This is a genomic window from Chromohalobacter sp. 296-RDG, assembly GCF_029889885.1.
Lineage (GTDB): Bacteria > Pseudomonadota > Gammaproteobacteria > Pseudomonadales > Halomonadaceae > Chromohalobacter.
The window spans coordinates 1-17,763 of sequence record NZ_JARANY010000027.1 but is presented as its reverse complement, the minus strand read 5'-3'; the positions used below and the strand labels follow the sequence as shown (position 1 = coordinate 17,763).

Below are 17,763 nucleotides of genomic sequence, written 5' to 3'. Positions count from 1 at the left end.
AAGGAGCCTGCCAATCTAGCCAATATACCTAAGTCACATGCCTTTAGCGTTTTTCACATGTTGCACATCACACCGATAATGCACGACGCATGAACGGCGGCAGTGCCAATGCACCACGATGGGTCTCGACGCTGTAGTACTCGAGCGGGAATTCCACCGCAGCGGCAGCGGTCTCGCGAAAGCGCGTCACGTCGTTACTCTTGCCGGCCAGCGTGACACTCCACCAGCCCGAGGGATAGACCGGCTGCGGAAACGGCAGCGTGGCAACACTATCGAAGCCGGCGCGCTGCATGTCGGCACGCAACTCGCGAATGATCGAGCCCGTGTGATAAAGCGGTGATTCACTCTGCTGCACCAGCACACCGCCGTCGGCCAACAGGCGGTGACAACGCGCCAGGAAGTCGGCCTCGAAAAGTCCTTCCGCCGGGCCCACGGGGTCGGTGGAGTCGATAATCATGACGTCGACGCTGCCTGCCGGCGCGTTTTCCACCCATTTGACGCCATCCTCGAACTTGAGCGTGGCACGCGGGTCGTCGTTGGACGCCGTCAGTTCGGGAAAGTAACGCTGCGAGGCCCGGGTAACCTCTTCGTCGATGTCGATCTGCACGACGTCCTCGACGCCCGGATGCTTGAGCACCTCGCACAACGTGCCACAGTCACCGCCGCCGATGATCACCACGCGTTTGGGCGCAGTGTGCGCGAACAGCGCTGGATGCGCGATCATCTCGTGATAGAGGAAGTTGTCGCGCGTGCTGAGCATCACGCAGCCGTCGAGTACCATCAAATTACCGTAGGTCTCGGTGGCGTAGACTTCCAGATGCTGATAGGGGCTTTGTACCTCGTGCAACTTGTCCGTGATCATGAGTGAGAAGGCACTGCCGTGGCTGTCGAACACTTCAGTGAACCAGCCCTGGTCGAGACGCTCGGTCATGGGAACCCTCGTAATCGCTATCGTCAAAGCCCCTTCGAGAGGCCAAAATCGCATTCATGGAAAGTTGCGCAACATAGCCTATCCGCGCGCGACAAGAAAGCGCCTGGGCAGCAGCCAATGACAGGCCCCTACCGCAGCGAGTGCCCCCAGCGTATTGGCCAGCACATCGGCCCAATCGGCACCGCTGCGTCCCGGCACGCCCAGTTGCAAGCCTTCAACGAGGAGACCATAACCGACAGCCAGGCCCAGCGCCGTCACCGCGCGTAGGCCTCCCAGGCGCAGTAGCGCTGCCAGCCCTGCATAGGCGATGAAGTGGTTGAACTTGTCCCAGGGCAGGTCCTGGGGCATCTCCGCGCCGGGCGTCAGACTGCCCCAGGCGATCACGGCAACGCTGACGCCGGCCAGCACCAGGCACGACCAGCGAAGAGAGCGAAGGGAAACAGGCATGGCTTACACTCCTTGTGGCGGATGGCTATGTTATGGCCGGTAGTCATGGACGGCACCCCATCAAGGTGAGCGGCAAGCCCAGCCGCCGACAGGTCGTTTCGTCCAGGTGCAATACCCAGCTCGCACGCGCTTGTTGCGACCAATCGGTCACCGGTGCCAGATGATGGCGCCAGCGTCCGACGACATGATAGACGCCATCGCGCCATCCACGCGGCAACCAACGCAACGCCGCCAGGCCGCGCCAGGGCCACTGAAGTCCTTGGGCCAGACGCCACAACGCGTCGCTGTCGCGATGCAACTCTCCCTCGCGCACCAGCCAGACGCTATCGAGCTGACTCGGGTCAGCTCCGAAGTGTTCGCCCAGACGCCGTGCCGGCGCTTCGTGCAGGCTCGCCAGGTACACCGGCACCCGTGCGTGGCGCAGCACGAAATGCGCCGCGCGCCGACACATCGGGCACTCGGCATCGAGCACGAGCAGCAGCACGCCTTCAGCCATGGTAACGCGGGCTGAACTCATGCAGCGCGTCTATAAAAGCGGCAACATGATCGGGATCAGTAAATTGGCTGACGCCGTGGCCCAGGTTGAAGACATGGCCCGGCCCACTGCCATAGCTGGCCAGAATGCGCGCCACTTCATCGCGAATCGCCTGAGGCGGGGCGAACAGCACGTTGGGGTCGAGATTGCCCTGCAACGCCACGCGGTCACCCACGCGGGCCCGCGCATCGCTCAGTTCGGTGGTCCAGTCCAGGCCCACGGCATCGGCGCCGCTATCAGCGATGGTTTCCAGCCACTGACCGCCCTGCTTGGTGAACAGGACCACCGGCACGTGCCGCCCCTCGTGCTCGCGGATCAGCCCCTCGACGATGCGCGACATGTAAGCCAGAGAGAACTCACGATACGCCGGCGTCGACAGCACCCCACCCCAGGTGTCGAAGATCTGCACGATCTGAGCACCGGCACGGATCTGGGCGTTGAGATAGTCGGTCACCGAACGCGCCAGCTTGTCGAGCAACGCATGCATCGCCGCCGGGTCGCCATACATCAACGCCTTGGCGTGCCGGAAATCTTTGCTCGAGCCGCCTTCGATCATATAGGTGGCCAGTGTCCAGGGACTGCCTGTAAAGCCGATCAGCGGTACGCTACCCGCCAGTTCGTGGCGAATGGTGCGTACCGCGTTCATCACATAGTCAAGGTCGCGCTCGGCATCGGGCACGCGTAGCGCGGCGACATCCGCGGCACTGCGCACCGTCTTGCGAAACTTGGGGCCTTCTCCTGTCTCGAAGTAAAGCCCCAGGTCCATGGCATCCGGGATCGTGAGAATATCGGAAAACAGGATCGCCGCATCAAGCGAGTAGCGCTCCAGTGGCTGCATGGTCACCTCGCACGCCAACTCGGCGTTGCGGCACAGGTCCATGAAGCTTCCGGCTTGGCCACGCGTTTCGCGATACTCGGGGAGATAACGGCCCGCCTGGCGCATCATCCACACCGGCGTACGGTCTACCGGTTGGCGCGCCAGGGCACGCAGCAGGCGGTCGTTTTGCAAAGGCATGACGGCTCCATACATCGATTTTGCCCACTATTGTAACGAATGCCGCGCTCGGCGACTTGATTCACGGTGACGCATCCCCATTTAGTAGCCTGCTGGCAACGTATTTTCCCGTAGTGACCGCGCACGGCACTCACGGGATGAGCCCCGCGTCACGGCCTGCTAGAATACTCGCCCCGGACGCTTTCCCTTTCCGCACCGTAATGTGCATCACCGAGGTTCATCGTGACGATTCGCTTCATCGCCGCCTCTCAACTGCCTACTCCTTGGGCCACCTTCACCATGCATGGCTTCGAGGACGAGGCGACAGGCAAGGAACATATTGCCTTGACTCTGGGCGATGTCTCGACACCCGAGCCCGTGTTAGGGCGCGTGCACTCGGAGTGCCTGACGGGAGACGCCCTGTTCTCGATGCGCTGCGATTGCGGCTACCAATTGCAGGAGGCGCTCAAGCGCATCGCCGACGCAGGACGCGGCGTATTGCTCTACCTGCGTCAGGAAGGCCGTGGCATCGGCCTGCTCAACAAGATCCGCGCCTATCATCTTCAGGATCAGGGCCTCGACACCGTAGAAGCCAACGAACACCTGGGCTTCGGCGCCGACATGCGCCGTTACGATCTCTGCGTGCCCATGCTCGACCACCTCGGCGTGCAAGCGCTCAAGTTGATGACCAACAATCCGCGCAAGGTCGATGCCCTGACGCGCGATGGCGTGCGTGTCGCAGAGCGTCTTGCGATCACCGCGGGGCGCAACCCCCACAACGAGCAGTACCTGGCCACCAAGGTCGGCAAGCTCGGGCACATGATGGCACTGGACGGCTTTTCCCCCATCCGCAAAGGTGATAAGGAACGCTGACGCTGCCCTTTGACGAACTATACTGATGCGCATGTTGTCTCGATGTCAGCTCGTCGGTATCACGTTCAGGAGTTCATCATGTCACATGAGTCCCCACCCGTTTCGCCCGACCAAGACGCGCCTTTTTCCGGTCTCGAAGAAGTGCTGCATAGCATCAGTCATGGGATCGGCGCCGTGCTCAGCCTCGCTGGCATGGTAGTACTCATCGTTGCAGCCAGCCTGGCGGTCAATGTCGACCCATGGAAAATCGTCAGCGTCAGCCTCTACGGCATCTGTCTATTGCTACTGTATACGGCCTCGACGTTCTACCATGGGCTGCGCGGCGCGCGCCTCAAGGGCCTATTCCAGGTCTTCGATCACTGCGCGATCTACCTGCTGATCGCCGGCACCTATACGCCGTTCTTGCTGGTCAACCTGCGTGGCCCCTTGGGCTGGGGACTGTTTACAGCTATCTGGAGCCTCGCGCTAGGCGGTATCGTGCTCAAGATCGTCTGGCCGCATCGCTTTGGCATGCTGCGTGTGGGGGTCTACCTGTTGATGGGCTGGATGATCGTGCTGGCTGCCGGCGAACTCGACGCCCGCCTCAATACACCCGGCCTCGCGCTCCTGGTCGCCGGCGGTATTACCTACACGTTAGGCGTGGTGTTCTACGCGATTCGCGCGATTCCCTTCCATCACGCCATCTGGCACCTGTTCGTCTTGGGTGGCAGTGTGTGTCACTACTTCGCCGTTTACACCGCCGTGCTGCCGTTTCAGGCGTAAGCACGGCGGCGCCCGGCCAGGAAATGCGCATGTTCCACTGGTTTGAAAACCGTCTCGCCCCTTTTTCTTCCCAAGCGCCACTACGCCTACCGGCCCTCCACCATCGCCGCCATGTCATTTATTGATCATTCGCGAACATTTACTTGTTGCGGCGAGTACATAATGAATGATCACTGCGTTTTTGCTCACATCTTCAGGGTAAAGAGTTGACATCACCTGGCGTGTGTTACTTTAATAGCACAATACTGTGACTCTAATAACAAAATGGCAAGCCATATGCTGGCGTATGCCGTTCCCTGTATAACAACCCACAATCGAACGTCATCAGGATGCTGATATGACCACTATCATGAGCCTGGTAGGGATGGCGACGCTGATCCTTATCGCTGTGCTGTTTTCCTCCAATCGCAAGTCGATTCGGCTGCGCACGGTCGGCGGCGCGTTCGCCATTCAAGCCGCCATCGGTGCCTTTGTACTTTACATTCCCTTCGGACAAGCCGTTCTGGCAACGATCTCGGAGGGCGTCAGCCAAGTCATCGTATATGCCGACGATGGCATCAACTTCCTGTTTGGCAACCTAGCCGACCCCTCGAGCGTGGGCTTTGTCTTTGCCTTCAAGGTCTTGCCGGTCATAATCTTCTTCTCGTCGCTGATCGCCGTACTCTATCACTTGAAGGTCATGCAATGGGTCATACGTCTGCTCGGCGGCGCCTTGCAGCGTGTGCTGGGGACATCACGGACCGAGTCCATGTCGGCCACCGCCAATATTTTCGTGGGACAGACCGAAGCGCCGCTGGTGATACGCCCCTTCATCAATTCAATGACGCGCTCGGAGCTATTCGCCGTCATGTGTGGAGGCCTGGCGTCGGTGGCAGGGTCGGTGCTCGCGGGTTACGCAGAACTCGGTATCCCCATGGAGTACCTGATCGCAGCCTCTTTCATGGCCGCCCCAGGGGGACTGCTTTTCGCCAAGCTGCTGGTACCGGAAACCGAAACCCCCAATGACAGCATCTCGCGCGCCGAAGAAAAGATCGAGGAAGACGACAAGCCTGCCAACGTGCTCGATGCCGCCGCCACCGGTGCCACCTCGGGTATGATGCTGGCGGCCAACGTCGGCGCCATGCTGCTGGCATTCATCGGCTTGATTGCGCTGATCAACGGCATCCTCGGTGGCGTAGGCGGCTGGTTCGGCATGGACTCGCTGAGTCTGGAGATGATTCTCGGCTGGCTCTTCGCACCGTTGGCCTTTCTGCTGGGCATTCCCTGGAGCGAGGCCACGCTGGCCGGCTCGTTCATCGGCCAGAAGATCGTCGTCAACGAGTTCGTCGCCTTCATCAATCTGGCGCCGTACATCTCCGGCGATACCGTCGTAGCCGCGACTGGCGAGGCCATGTCCAAGCACACCGCCGCCGTCTTGTCCTTCGCGCTATGTGGCTTCGCCAACCTCTCCTCGATCGCTATTCTGCTCGGCGGGCTCGGCCTCATGGCGCCCAACCGGCGCCAGGAAATCGCTCGCTACGGCCTCAAGGCCGTACTCGCCGGGACACTTTCCAACCTGATGTCGGCCACCATTGCAGGGCTTTTCATTAGCTTGGCATAACGCTGCTGGCACTCCACCAAGAGGTCGCTCCGGGCCTGGGTGTATCTCGACTACAACGTAAAAACGCAAAGATGGGAAGAATGACCATGAACAAGATCACAATAAGCAAGTGGGTTGGGGCTTCGTGCTTTGCCACGATGGTAGGGGCTACTCCGGCCATGGCGGCAGATTATTCAGAGGGCATTCACGAAGACGACAACCTCTGGTTGACCTTCAATCTGATGCATAGCGAGGACAACCGCCTACCGTTTCGTAACTCTCAGGATACCTACGTCGAGATGGAATTCGGCGGGCGCTCGGGGATCGTCGATCTCTACGGGTATGTCGACATGTTCGATGCTATGGATAGCAGCAATAGTGACCAGCACGGCGGCGACAACATGTTCATCAAACTCGCGCCGCGCTTCTCATTGGACGCCATGACCGGTCGCGACCTTTCCGTGGGCCCGGTCAAGGAATGGTACATCGCCACCGTCACGACGATCGGCGACAACGGCCCCGGTGGCGGCCTGTGGGAGCATTACGTGGGCCTCGGCTCGGACGTTGAAGTGCCCTGGTTCGGCGAGATCGGCCTCAATCTCACCGCACGCTACGTGCGCGAGAACTACGGTGGCCCGGATGAGAGCTCATGGGACGGTTTCATGGCCTCTACCGACTGGTTCAAGCCGTTCTACACCTTCTCCAATGGCAGCTATTTATCCTACCAAGGGTATATCGATTATAAATTCGGCGCGGATACCGTCGCTGAACAAGCGGGACGCAGCAGCAACAGCCTGGAGTGGTTCAACGGCCTTTACTATCACACCGATCGCTTCGCCATCGGGTATGGCTTGAAGATCTACAACAACATGGCCTTCTACCGCGACGACACCGATGCTTCCGGCATCCGCCAGGACACTTCCGGCCCGGGCCATTACTTCAGCATCAACTACAAGTTCTGACCCGCTTGCGTGGCCGCCGCCCGGCGGGCACGCCTTGACTCCCCTACGTGTCGGCATGTCAGTTCAAAAGCTTGAGCCCCAGTACGCCGATCACGATCAAAGCAGTGAACGCAATCCGCAACGGATGGCGCGACTCGCCCCAGCACAGCATACCCAGCAAGGTGCCGCATACGGTGCCCATACCAGTAAACACGGCATAGGCAATACCCAAGTCGATGCCGCGCATGGCCAGTGCCAGAAACCCGAGTGCCGTGCCGAACCCTAGCGTCATGAGCACACCGCCGGCCAGTGCTCGCCCGTGGCTAACGCGAGCAAATCCCACTACGCCGACCACCTCAAAAACACCCGCTCCGAGTAATGCCAACCAATGCCACGTCATGAAGACACTCCTTCGCGGCGCCGATCAGCGTCCCGGGACGCCCGACCGGCCGCGGGTTCGCCGGCAAACTGCTGCAGACCGATGACGCCGATCAGGATCAGTCCTATACACGCCAACGATGACCACGAGAAATGCGTGCCGAACAGCCAAGCATCGGCCACCACCGTGCCCGCTGCACCTAACCCCACGAAGACCGTGTACACCGTGCTGGCCGGCAAGAAGCGCACGGCACGCACCGCCAGCAGCAAGCTCATGGCGGCCACGATCACGGTCGCCAGCCACTCGAGAGGGCTACTGGCGAGTTTCAATCCCGTCGCCCAGCCAACTTCGGCCAACGCCGCCAACGTCAGGATCAACCAACGCATCATCATCATGTCCTCCTCGATCGCCGACGCCTCGCGTCTTCCGGAAGCAACGCCGAGTGGCGTCACAAAACTAACTAACGGTCGTTAGTATAAAGTTTACGCCATGACTTGGCAATCGCGTGCCCGAGCCGCGATCATGAAGGCTTCACGCAGGCTCAGGGATTTTTCGTGCATACCCGTGACAAACTCAAACAAACCGGCCTCGCCCTGTTCGCTCAACACGGCTACGAAGGCACCAGTCTGGCGCACATCGCCGCTGAAACGGGCATCAAGAAGCCGTCGATCTACAACCATTTTCCCAACAAGGCGGCGCTTTTCCTGGCGATCTTCGAGGATGTCGAAAGCGGCATCGTCACGCTCATCGACGATAGCCTGACACGTTCCCACGACTTGCCCACGCGTGAACGCCTCCAGCGTCTCATCCGCGCATGCGCCACGTTCATCCGCCGCGAGCATCAGGGCGTTTTCTACAAGCGCTATCTGCTCTTTCCGCCTACGGATGTGGCCACCCAGGTCGCCACCATTTCGGATGACAACGAGCGGCGCATCAACGCCCACCTGCACGCGCTCTTCGAAGATGGCCGCCAAGCTGGTGAACTGCGTGCACTGCCTGAGGCGCAATTCATCGCCGCTTTCTATTGCCTGATGGATGGTCTGTTCGCCGAGAATTTCTACTACGACGCCGATACGTTCGAACAGCGCCTGGAGGGGGCCTGGGCCGTCTTTTGGGCGGGGCTGGAAGCCTGAGAGGGCTCCTCTCGGGGCGTCAGGATCTCGCCTCCGGTTTCCGAAAGGCCTGGTAGCAGTGTTGATTGCGTTCCAAGGCGATTACGCTGTGCTGATCGAGGCCCGGGATCGTATCAGGATGCAGCGCCTCGAGCGCCGTCACGGCATCGGGCGGTACGGCGTTATAGGGCGGGATATCGTTCCAACCCAGCAGAAGCTGTCCACCGGGCCGCAGGCAGGCCACTGTCGAGGCAAAAGCGGTGTCGATATCACCAGGTGAATCCAGCCCCCAACCCAGCACACCGTTACAGACCACGGCATCCAGGCTGGCGGGGGCAAAGTGCCGTTCCAGGGCGGTCATATCGGCGACCACGTGGCGCCGGCTTCCGAAGGGCGATTTGGCGGGATCGACATCCAGCGTCGAGACACGTGCCCGGGTGAAGAATTCGGGGTAGTCGCGCGTGTACCAAGCGCATCCCACCAGCAACACATGGCCAGCGCCGACATCCGCCGCCAGGGAGGGCAGAATGACACCCTCGAGCAACTGACGGTCGCCATAGCGATATCCCACTCGCCAACCCAGCGCATCCAGTGCGCCCAGCAGGTTCGCCACGGCGCGATAGGTCTTCAGTCTCGCTGGCATCCGCATCTCCTGGTATCGCGCCACGCGGGCGCTAGCGCCTTTCAGCGTTGCCGACCCACAGGGCAACTGTCAACGCAACCGCCGCTCACTGGCAGACGCAACCAGAAAGCATTGACGGCCGTATCGCTTTCGCACCAGGCCTCCCCGCCATGCAATTGCGCCACGGAACGCACGATGGCCAGTCCCAGACCACCGGTGCCCACCGACTGAGATCGCGCCGGATCGCCGCGATAGAAGCGCTCGAAGAGCCGCGCCTGCTCCGCGTCGGGAATCGGTTCCCCGTGATTGATCACCCCGAGGTGCCAGCCCCCGGCCTCTCGCCGCGACACCAGACGGATCTCGGTGCCGCTGCGTCCATGGCGCAGCGCGTTATCGATGAGGTTGGCGAGCGCTCGGCGCAGCAGATCGAGATTGGCCGTCATCCGACCCTCCATATCACTAACCAGCTCGCGACCGTCTTCGTCGGCCATGCCCTCGAAGTAGTCGCAGAGCTGGTCGGCGAGCCCTCGCAGATCGACCGTTTCACGGGGCAGCGTCCTCGAGGGTTGCTCGGTGCGCGCCAAGAACAGCATGGTCTCTATCATGCGCGACAGCCGCTCGTACTCTTCGACGTGAGAGCCCAGCAGCTGGCGGTATTCCACCCCCGCGCGCTCCCGCTGCAGGGCCTGCTGGGTCGCTCCCAGCAGGTTACCCAAGGGCGTACGCATCTCGTGGGCGAGGTCCTCGGAAAAGCGTGACAGCTGGGCGAACCCTTCTTCCAGACGCGCCAGCATCTGGTTGAGCGCGCGACTCAGCTCGCGCAGCTCCGCCGTCTCGTCGTTCGCCTCCAGGCGCCGATGCAGATGCGCCACGTCGATCGTGCGCGCCCGCGTGGCCAGCCTTCTCACCGGACGCAAACCACGCCGTACGACGACCCAGCCCAACCCACAGGCCAGCACCGCGCCTGCCCCCATGGCGAGCCACAGCCGCAACCTATAGGCGGCCAGCATCCGCTCGCGCTCATCGAGCGTCTTGCCGGCCACCAGGGTCAGGCGGCGCCCGTCATGCTCGAAGCTGCGCCAGGCCAGGCGCGTCGACTCGACGGCAGGATGTTCCCCGAGTCGTCCCTCCGGAGCCGGCGGTAGCTCGGGCACCGGTAGGTCCGGCGGATTGACCTCTATCAGCGGCACGCCGTGCGCGTCGAGCATCCACAGCAGGCTCTCGCGATTGCCCAACATATTGGCATAGAGCAGCGGCCGGCGACGCAGCGCTGCGATACTCTCGCCGTCGTCCAGAAGCGCTTCCATGCGCTCGAGGCGACCCTGCAGCATCTGATCGTCACGCCAGGCGATCTGTTGACCCAGAGCATGGTAGAGATAGGCGCCGAGGCCACCGAGCAGCCCCAGGGTCACCAGGGCGAACAGCAGCGACAGGCGCATCGATAGAGAGGCCGGCGCACGCATCAACCGCGGTCCTCCAGTACGTAGCCCATGCCGCGTTCGGTGTGAATTAACCGACGCGTGAAGGGATCGTCCACCTTGGCCCGCAGTCGCCGCACGGCAACCTCCACCACATTGGTATCGCTATCGAAGTTCATGCCCCAAACCTCGGAGGCGATCAAGGTCCGCGACAGTACCTCGCCCTCGCGCTCGAGCAGCAGTTGCAGCAGCGCGAACTCCTTATTGGTAAGCGCAAGCCGCGTCTCGCCCCGTGTGACCCGACGTTTCAGCACGTCCATGTGCAGATCGGCCACCTGGAAGCGCTCCCGCTCCCGCAGCGGACCGCGGCGCAGCAGCGTCCTCACTCGGGCCAGCAGCTCGACGAAAGAAAAGGGTTTGACCAGATAGTCGTCAGCGCCCAGCTCCAACCCCTTGACCCGGTATTCCACGGCATCTCGGGCGGTCAGGAACAACACCGGCACTTGGCTATGGCGCCGGATCAGCCGCAGCAGTTCCCAGCCATCGAGCCCCGGCAGCATGACGTCGAGGATAATCAGCTCGAAGTCGGCCTCCTCGATCAGGTGCCGGCCGTCCAGCCCGTCCCGGGCGACCTCGACCCGATACCCGGCCTCACCCAGCCCCCTGGCAAGGTAGTCGGCGGTCTTGCTTTCGTCCTCCACCAGCAGGATACGCATGCAACATGTCTCTCGATAAATGACCGATAAATGACGCCACAGGCTAGCCCGTCGCGCGCAGACTGCCCATTACAAAGTCGTAATCCTGCCGTCAGGCCAGCGACGGCAAGACACTGCCAGGATAAAACCTCCATCACGACAGGAGATCTTCCCATGCACGTATCCCGAACGCTGATCGCCGCCCTCGGCCTTTGCGGTGCTGTCCCGGCGCTGGCTGCCGACAACCCGCTGAGCGTGCACGTGCTCGACATCCAGTCCGGCCAGCCGTCGCCAGGGATCGAGGTCCAGCTCGAGAAGCGCACCGAGAGCGGCTGGGAGTCTCTGGCCACCGGCATCACGGCCGAGTCCGGCCGCATCTCGGCGCTCTATCCCGACGACCGAGACTTCACTACGGGTGTCTACCGCGTGACGTTCGAGACCGGTGACTGGTTCGCCGAGCACGATACCCAAACCTTCTTTCCCGAGATTCCGGTACCTTTCGAGGTGACCGACACCTCACAGCACTATCATATCCCGCTGCTGCTGAGCCCCTACGGTTACTCCACCTACCGCGGCAGCTGAGCCGCGCCGGTCATCCGCCGTAAACAGAGAAGCCCCCGGCCTTGGCCGAGGGCTTCTCTGCGTCATGGACGAAGACCGCTACGAGGTCAGGCGTTCGTTTCGCGGGACTTCTTGATCAGATCGTAGGCGTTGGAGATTTCCTGGGTACGCGTTTCGGCCATTTCGCGCATGCTTTCAGGCAGGCCCTTGCCGGCGAGCTTGTCCGGGTGATTCTGGCTCATCAGGCGGCGATAGGCACGCTTGAGCTCGGCATCGCTGGCATCGGCTTCGACGCCCAGCACCCGATAGGCATCGGTCAGCGCCTGCTGCGATGTCGCGCCGCCACTCGCCTGCTGCTGACCGCCACGCAGCATGGCCTCGATCTGTTCGATCTCGGCTTCGCTGCATCCCAGTCCGCGTGCCACGCGCAACAGCATCTCATGCTCGGCGGGATGCAATTCGCCATCGGCGGCGATGGCCGAGAGCTGGACTTGCAGGAACACCTGCAACAGGGCCCGCTGTCCGCCGGTCACTCGCCGCACCGTGGCCAATTCGGCGTCGAGGTCGAAATCATCGGCCTTGCCACGTTCGAAGGCCGCCTTCGCGCGCTCGCGCTGCTCCTCATTCAAGCGTAAACGCTCAAAAAGCGCCTCGACGACACGCAGCTCGTCGCCGCTGACATGGCCGTCCGCCTTGCAGACGCACCCCATGACCGCAAACGTCGAGTCGAGGAACTGCCCCTGCATTTGCGATAGCTTTGAGACAACCACGCGACGTACTAGTCGGCGCGCCACCCAATACCCCAGGAAGGCACCGATAATCAGTCCCGGTAATTTACCGAACATGAAGCCGAGCCCGGCCCCAATCAAAATGGCGATCAGCATGAAGTTTCCGTCTTGTCGCTAAATGTTAGTCATTGTGGTGTGGCGCACCCCAGCGCTGGCGTACTGCAGTCTCGATGCCCTCGGCGTCGAGACCGCACGCCGTCAGCAATTCGGCGGGCTTGCCGTGCTCGACGAAGGCATCCGGCAGGCCAAGATTCAATATCTCGACCTGGACACCCTCGGCGGCCAAGAGTTCATTGACGCCGCTCCCCGCGCCACCGGCGACGACATTCTCCTCGAGCGTCACCAGTAGCCAGTGCTGGTTCGCCGCCGCGAGTATCGCATCACGGTCCAGCGGTTTCACGCTGCGCATATTGAGGTGCGTGGCGTCGAGATTCTCGGCAACCTCGGCGGCGGAACCGTTCATGCTGCCGAACGCCAGCAGCGCCACGCCGTCCTGCGCGCCGGTACGCCGCGTCTCGGCCTCGCCGATCGGCAACGCCTCGAGGCCGGGCGCGAGCGTCGTCCCCGGCCCGGTGCCGCGCGGATATCGCACCGCCGCCGGGCCTTCGTGATGATAGGCGGCACTCAGCATGGCGCGGCACTCGGCTTCATCGGCGGGTGCCAGCACTACCATGCCCGGGATGCAGCGCAGATAAGCGAGATCCAGCGCGCCATGGTGCGTGGGGCCGTCTTCGCCGACTACGCCCGCGCGGTCGATAGCGAAGGTGACATCGAGCGCCTGCACCGACACGTCATGGATCAACTGATCATAGCCGCGCTGCAGGAAGGTCGAATAGATCGCCACCACGGGCTTCATGCCCTCGCACGCTATGCCCGCCGCCATCGTCACCGCATGCTGCTCGGCGATCGCCACGTCGTAGTAACGCCCGGGATACTCGCGGGAGAAGCGAATCAGGTCGGAGCCCTCGCGCATCGCCGGCGTGATGCCGATCAAGCGCGCATCTTCCGCCGCCATGTCGCAGATCCACTCGCCGAAGACATTGCAATACTTGCGTGGTTTGGGCTTGGGTTCGGCTTCAGGCTCAGGCGTGGCCTCATTGGGCGAACGCGGCTCTTTCTTGGGCGGCGGCTCGCTGGCGGTTTTCTCGAGCTTGGTGATGGCATGGTAGCCGATGGGATCGGCCTCGGCGGGACGAAAGCCGCCTCCCTTGCAGGTCTTGATATGCAGGAACTGCGGTCCCTCGAGATTTGCCATGCTGCCGAGTGTCTGCACCAGGCTCGGCAAATCGTGGCCGTCGATGGGGCCGATGTAGTTGAAGCCCATCTCTTCGAACAAGGTCGCCGGACTGACCATGCCCTTGACGTGCTCCTCGGTGCGGCGTGCCAGCTCCAGCGCGCCCGGCAGGTGCGAAAGCACGCGCTTGCTGTTCTCGCGCATCACCGTATACGGCTTGCTGACCAGGATGCGTGCCAGATAACTGGCCATGCCGCCGACGTTCTCGGAAATCGACATTTCATTGTCGTTGAGAATCACCAGCATATTGGCATCGACATGCCCAGCATGCGCCAGCGCTTCGAACGACATGCCAGCGCTCAAGGCGCCATCGCCGATAACCGCACAGACACGGCGCTTCTCACCTTTGGTTCGCGCCGCCAACGCCATGCCCAGCGCCGCCGAAATCGAGGTGCTCGAGTGGCCGACACCGAAGGTGTCGTAGGGTGACTCATCGCGCTTGGGAAACGCCGCCAACCCGCCGAACTGGCGGATGGTCGACATCTGCTCGCGACGCCCGGTGAGAATCTTGTGCGGATAGGCCTGGTGGCCGACGTCCCAGACCAGACGATCATGCGGTGTGTCGAGAATATGGTGCAAGGCGACAGTCAACTCGACCACGCCCAGCCCCGCACCGAAGTGGCCACCGGTACAGCCGACACTATAGAGCAGGTAGGCACGCAGCTCGTCGGCCAGTTCTCGCAACTGCGCCGCCTTGAAATCGTGTAACGCCGCCGGAGACTCGAGGGTATCGAGCAACGGCGTTGCCGGACGTTCGGCAGGAATCTCGTCGAACAGCTTCATAAGCGTCTTCTACAACCGATCAGTGATCGCGGTCGATCATATGGCGGGCCAGGTCGGCCAGAGGAAAGGCTTGCTCGCCCAGGGGCACCAGAGCGTCCAGCGCCTCATCGAGCAGGCCGTGTGCCTTGGCACGGGCACCTTCCAGGCCGAGCAAAGCCGGATAAGTAGGTTTGGCACGTGCCGCATCGGCACCGGTCGCCTTGCCCAGAGTCGCGGCGTCGCCAGCGACATCGAGGATGTCATCCTGAATCTGGAACGCCAACCCGATAGCGGCAGCGTAGGCATCCAGGGCCGCCACGCGAGAGTCATCTTCGTCGACGGCCGCCAGGGCGCCAAGCCGCACGGCGGCACGGATCAGAGCGCCGGTCTTATAGCCGTGCATGGTGGCCAGGGCATCGACGTCCAGGCGTCCTCCCACGGCGGAAAGATCCAGCGCTTGTCCGGCGGCCATGCCTTCGCGCCCGGCGGCGTTAGCCAGCACACGTACCATCGCTCCCAAACGTGGAGAACGATCCTCGCCAAGCACTTCGAAGGCCAGCGTTTGCAACGCATCGCCGGTCAGGATGGCCATTGCCTCGTTATAGACACGATGCACGGTGGGACGTCCGCGACGCATATCGTCGTTGTCCATGGCGGGCAAATCATCGTGGATCAACGAGTATGCATGGATCAGTTCGATGGCAGCCGCAGGCGCATCCAGCGCAGTGTCCTCGGCGCCCAGTGCGCGTCCGGTGGCATACACCAGCACCGGGCGCAGGCGCTTGCCGCCACCCAGTACGCCATAGCGCATGGCGGCATCGAGATCGCCAGCGACCGGCGTCGCGCGCTCGAAGACCTGCGCCAGCACCTGCTCGATCCGCGCCTGCGCCGTGGTGATGATGTCGCGCTCGGCCAGGGGTTCAACGCTCACCATCGACCTCCCCGGCATCGAAGGGTGTCTCGTGGAAGCTGCCGTCGGGTTGCTCCAGCAATGCCTTGACGCGCAACTCGGCGTTTTCCAGGCGTTGCTGGGCGTCGCGAGTCAGATGCACACCGCGTTCGAACGCCACCAACGACGCTTCCAGAGAAAGCTCACCCGACTCCAGTTGAGCAACCAGCGATTCCAGACGCGCCAACGTGGCCGCGAAATCCTCCGGGTCGGCGTCCTGAACATCCGTTTCGTCGGGCTGGGCGACATCACCAACCGATGCATCCTTTTCCACCATGGCGCTTCTCGCTCATCCGTGCGGACCGATGCCACGGCCCGGCTTACCAAGAGTTGGGTTCATAGTATACACCCAAGCCCCGGGGATGCGTCTGCCCCGGCGTAGCCGCAAGCACCACCGGTGCAAACGCATTCATTCACAAGGTGCAGCGAATTCATCCTCAAACAGGCCGCCTGTGCTACGATATGGCCCCTGTCGTTGGGCGGTCGCCTCCCCTTTTTCTTGCCTCGGGGCCTCGGATCGCTCGCTTGGACAGGCCACCACCATACCGATAGATAAACGTCGCATCAGTCGACGAAAGGGTTGAACCGACAATGGCCAAGACGTCTCTGGACAAGAGCAAGATCAAGATTCTGCTGCTCGAGGGCATTCATCAGTCCGCCGTGGACAACCTCCTGAATGCCGGTTACACCAACATCGAAACGCTCTCCACTTCCTTGTCCGAGGACGAGCTGGTCGAGAAGATCCGCGACGTCCACTTCATCGGTCTGCGCTCGCGCACGCAACTCACCGAGCGTGTGTTCGCCGCCGCCGAGAGGCTGACCGCCGTGGGCTGCTTCTGCATCGGCACCAACCAGGTCAATCTCAACGCAGCGCTCGAACGTGGCATTCCAGTCTTCAACGCACCGTATTCCAATACCCGCTCGGTAGCTGAGCTGGTCCTCGCCGAAGCCATCATGCTGCTGCGCGGCATCCCCGAGAAATCCACCCGCGCGCATCAGGGCGGCTGGTTGAAGTCGGCCAAGAATGCCCATGAAGCGCGCGGCAAGACGCTGGGGATCATTGGTTATGGCAGCATCGGCGCCCAGCTCTCGGTGCTCGCCGAATCACTCGGCTTCGACGTCCTGTATTACGACGTCATCACCAAGCTGGCCATGGGCAATGCGCGTCAGGTGGGCTCACTAGAGGAACTGCTGGCACGCGCCGACGTCGTCAGCCTGCACGTGCCCGATGTGCCGTCCACGCGCTGGATGATCGGCCGTGACCAGTTGGCGCTGATGAAGCAGAGCGCCATCTTCATCAACGCCTCGCGCGGCACCGTGGTGGATATCGAGGCGCTGTCCGACGTGCTCGAGAGCGGCAAGCTGCTCGGCGCAGCCCTCGACGTCTTCCCCGTCGAACCCAAGGGCACCCACGATGAATTCGTCTCTCCGTTACGCGGCAAGGACAACGTCATCCTGACCCCGCATATCGGCGGCTCGACCCTGGAAGCCCAGGAAAACATCGGCATCGAGGTTTCCGAGAAGCTGATCACTTACTCCGACAACGGCACCACCATCACTTCGGTCAACTTCCCCGAAGTCGCGCTGCCTGCCCATCCGGACAAGCACCGCCTGTTGCACATTCACGAGAACGTGCCGGGCGTGATGTCCGAGATCAACAAGGTACTCGGCGATGAGGGCATCAATATCTCGGCGCAGTACCTGCAGACCAATAGCGGCGTCGGCTACGTGGTCATCGATGTCGACAAGGCCTACGGCCCCAAGGCACTGGAAGCGCTCAAGCGCGTCAACCACACGCTGCGCCTGCGCGTGCTCTACTCCGAGAGCAACTTCGAAGCGTAACGACACGGCGCACTGGCAGCCCAACGCAACACGGCCCCTCCTTGGAGGGGCCGTGGCGTTTGTGGCCTGCTAGATTCAGCGATTTCCCTATCACGGCGTCTCGTCGGAACGCGAGATATCCGCCGGGTTGCTGGTCGGTCCGCTCTGAGGCACACCCTTCTTGACCTCACGATGGCCGTCGCTATGGGTATTGACCGTGCAGCCAGTGAGCCCCGCCAGCAGCAGCGCGGTTCCCATCACCGCAAATAGATAACGCATAGGTTCCCTCGCTTTCTGATT

Annotated in this window: 21 protein-coding genes; 7 read left to right on the top strand and 14 right to left on the bottom strand. The window is 62.1% G+C overall.

Annotated elements, in window-relative coordinates; all coding sequences use genetic code 11:
• Positions 1 to 67: 67 nt before the first annotated feature.
• From speE to hemE, 4 genes are all read right to left on the bottom strand, one after another.
• A complete protein-coding gene (speE, locus tag OP495_RS11005; RefSeq protein WP_280564604.1) occupies positions 68 to 931 on the bottom strand; it encodes a polyamine aminopropyltransferase in 864 nt (287 codons plus the stop codon).
• Between the two features lie 78 nt (positions 932 to 1,009).
• Positions 1,010 to 1,378: a VanZ family protein gene (locus OP495_RS11000; RefSeq protein WP_280564605.1), complete on the bottom strand. Its 369-nt coding sequence runs from the start codon at positions 1,376 to 1,378 to the stop codon at positions 1,010 to 1,012.
• 43 nt (positions 1,379 to 1,421) lie between these two features.
• Positions 1,422 to 1,895, bottom strand: a complete 474-nt coding sequence (locus OP495_RS10995) for a DUF393 domain-containing protein (RefSeq protein WP_280564606.1) — start codon at positions 1,893 to 1,895, stop codon at positions 1,422 to 1,424.
• Positions 1,867 to 2,928: a uroporphyrinogen decarboxylase gene (gene hemE, locus OP495_RS10990; RefSeq protein WP_280569198.1), complete on the bottom strand. Its 1,062-nt coding sequence runs from the start codon at positions 2,926 to 2,928 to the stop codon at positions 1,867 to 1,869. The genes OP495_RS10995 and hemE overlap by 29 nt, the downstream gene beginning before the upstream one ends.
• Before the next feature lie 222 nt (positions 2,929 to 3,150).
• Between hemE and ribA the strand changes: the two genes are divergently transcribed.
• The 4 genes from ribA to OP495_RS10970 all read left to right on the top strand — a co-directional run bounded on the left by ribA (position 3,151) and on the right by OP495_RS10970 (position 7,083).
• A complete protein-coding gene (gene ribA / locus OP495_RS10985) occupies positions 3,151 to 3,780 on the top strand; it encodes a GTP cyclohydrolase II (RefSeq protein ID WP_280569196.1) in 630 nt (209 codons plus the stop codon).
• A 78-nt stretch (positions 3,781 to 3,858) separates the two neighbouring features.
• Positions 3,859 to 4,542: a hemolysin III family protein gene (locus OP495_RS10980; RefSeq protein WP_280564609.1), complete on the top strand. Its 684-nt coding sequence runs from the start codon at positions 3,859 to 3,861 to the stop codon at positions 4,540 to 4,542.
• A gap of 337 nt (positions 4,543 to 4,879) precedes the next feature.
• On the top strand, positions 4,880 to 6,142 hold the full coding sequence (locus OP495_RS10975; RefSeq protein ID WP_280564610.1) for a NupC/NupG family nucleoside CNT transporter: 1,263 nt from the start codon (positions 4,880 to 4,882) through the stop codon (positions 6,140 to 6,142).
• Positions 6,143 to 6,300: 158 nt separating this feature from the next.
• Entirely contained in the window at positions 6,301 to 7,083 is a 783-nt protein-coding gene (locus OP495_RS10970) for an outer membrane protein OmpK (protein WP_280569193.1), read from the top strand.
• 58 nt (positions 7,084 to 7,141) lie between these two features.
• Here OP495_RS10970 and OP495_RS10965 read toward each other — a convergent pair whose 3' ends face one another.
• Positions 7,142 to 7,462 carry an SMR family transporter gene (locus OP495_RS10965; RefSeq protein ID WP_280564612.1) on the bottom strand — a complete coding sequence of 107 codons (321 nt, stop codon included), beginning with the start codon at positions 7,460 to 7,462 and terminating at the stop codon, positions 7,142 to 7,144.
• Entirely contained in the window at positions 7,459 to 7,833 is a 375-nt protein-coding gene (locus OP495_RS10960) for an SMR family transporter (RefSeq protein ID WP_280564613.1), read from the bottom strand. The genes OP495_RS10965 and OP495_RS10960 overlap by 4 nt, the downstream gene beginning before the upstream one ends.
• 162 nt (positions 7,834 to 7,995) lie before the next feature.
• On the opposite strand from OP495_RS10960, the gene OP495_RS10955 reads away from it, so the two are divergent.
• Entirely contained in the window at positions 7,996 to 8,574 is a 579-nt protein-coding gene (locus OP495_RS10955) for a TetR/AcrR family transcriptional regulator (protein WP_280569191.1), read from the top strand.
• A gap of 19 nt (positions 8,575 to 8,593) precedes the next feature.
• Here OP495_RS10955 and OP495_RS10950 read toward each other — a convergent pair whose 3' ends face one another.
• The 3 genes from OP495_RS10950 to OP495_RS10940 are packed head-to-tail and all read right to left on the bottom strand — an operon-like array spanning position 8,594 to position 11,309.
• On the bottom strand, positions 8,594 to 9,196 hold the full coding sequence (locus tag OP495_RS10950; RefSeq protein ID WP_280569188.1) for a class I SAM-dependent methyltransferase: 603 nt from the start codon (positions 9,194 to 9,196) through the stop codon (positions 8,594 to 8,596).
• Positions 9,197 to 9,237: 41 nt separating this feature from the next.
• Positions 9,238 to 10,638, bottom strand: a complete 1,401-nt coding sequence (locus tag OP495_RS10945) for a heavy metal sensor histidine kinase (protein WP_280569185.1) — start codon at positions 10,636 to 10,638, stop codon at positions 9,238 to 9,240.
• Positions 10,638 to 11,309, bottom strand: a complete 672-nt coding sequence (locus OP495_RS10940; RefSeq protein WP_280569182.1) for a heavy metal response regulator transcription factor — start codon at positions 11,307 to 11,309, stop codon at positions 10,638 to 10,640. The genes OP495_RS10945 and OP495_RS10940 overlap by 1 nt, the downstream gene beginning before the upstream one ends.
• Positions 11,310 to 11,462: 153 nt before the next feature.
• Between OP495_RS10940 and uraH the strand changes: the two genes are divergently transcribed.
• A complete protein-coding gene (uraH, locus tag OP495_RS10935) occupies positions 11,463 to 11,870 on the top strand; it encodes a hydroxyisourate hydrolase (RefSeq protein WP_280569179.1) in 408 nt (135 codons plus the stop codon).
• 86 nt (positions 11,871 to 11,956) lie between these two features.
• Here the strand turns inward: uraH and djlA are convergent, their stop codons facing one another.
• From djlA to OP495_RS10915, 4 genes are read right to left on the bottom strand one after another with little or no spacing between them, the layout of a single operon-like run.
• The gene (djlA, locus tag OP495_RS10930; protein ID WP_280569176.1) at positions 11,957 to 12,733 is read right to left on the bottom strand and encodes a co-chaperone DjlA; all 777 of its coding nucleotides are present in this window, start codon (positions 12,731 to 12,733) and stop codon (positions 11,957 to 11,959) included.
• Between the two features lie 25 nt (positions 12,734 to 12,758).
• On the bottom strand, positions 12,759 to 14,714 hold the full coding sequence (gene dxs, locus OP495_RS10925; protein ID WP_280569175.1) for a 1-deoxy-D-xylulose-5-phosphate synthase: 1,956 nt from the start codon (positions 14,712 to 14,714) through the stop codon (positions 12,759 to 12,761).
• 19 nt (positions 14,715 to 14,733) lie between these two features.
• Positions 14,734 to 15,627 carry a (2E,6E)-farnesyl diphosphate synthase gene (gene ispA / locus OP495_RS10920; protein WP_280564618.1) on the bottom strand — a complete coding sequence of 298 codons (894 nt, stop codon included), beginning with the start codon at positions 15,625 to 15,627 and terminating at the stop codon, positions 14,734 to 14,736.
• The gene (locus tag OP495_RS10915; RefSeq protein WP_280564619.1) at positions 15,614 to 15,919 is read right to left on the bottom strand and encodes an exodeoxyribonuclease VII small subunit; all 306 of its coding nucleotides are present in this window, start codon (positions 15,917 to 15,919) and stop codon (positions 15,614 to 15,616) included. The genes ispA and OP495_RS10915 overlap by 14 nt, the downstream gene beginning before the upstream one ends.
• Before the next feature lie 314 nt (positions 15,920 to 16,233).
• On the opposite strand from OP495_RS10915, the gene serA reads away from it, so the two are divergent.
• Positions 16,234 to 17,484 carry a phosphoglycerate dehydrogenase gene (gene serA / locus OP495_RS10910; RefSeq protein ID WP_280569174.1) on the top strand — a complete coding sequence of 417 codons (1,251 nt, stop codon included), beginning with the start codon at positions 16,234 to 16,236 and terminating at the stop codon, positions 17,482 to 17,484.
• 90 nt (positions 17,485 to 17,574) lie between these two features.
• Here the strand turns inward: serA and OP495_RS10905 are convergent.
• Positions 17,575 to 17,763: hypothetical protein (locus tag OP495_RS10905; protein ID WP_280569171.1), on the bottom strand; the 189-nt coding region annotated here is incomplete at its 5' end.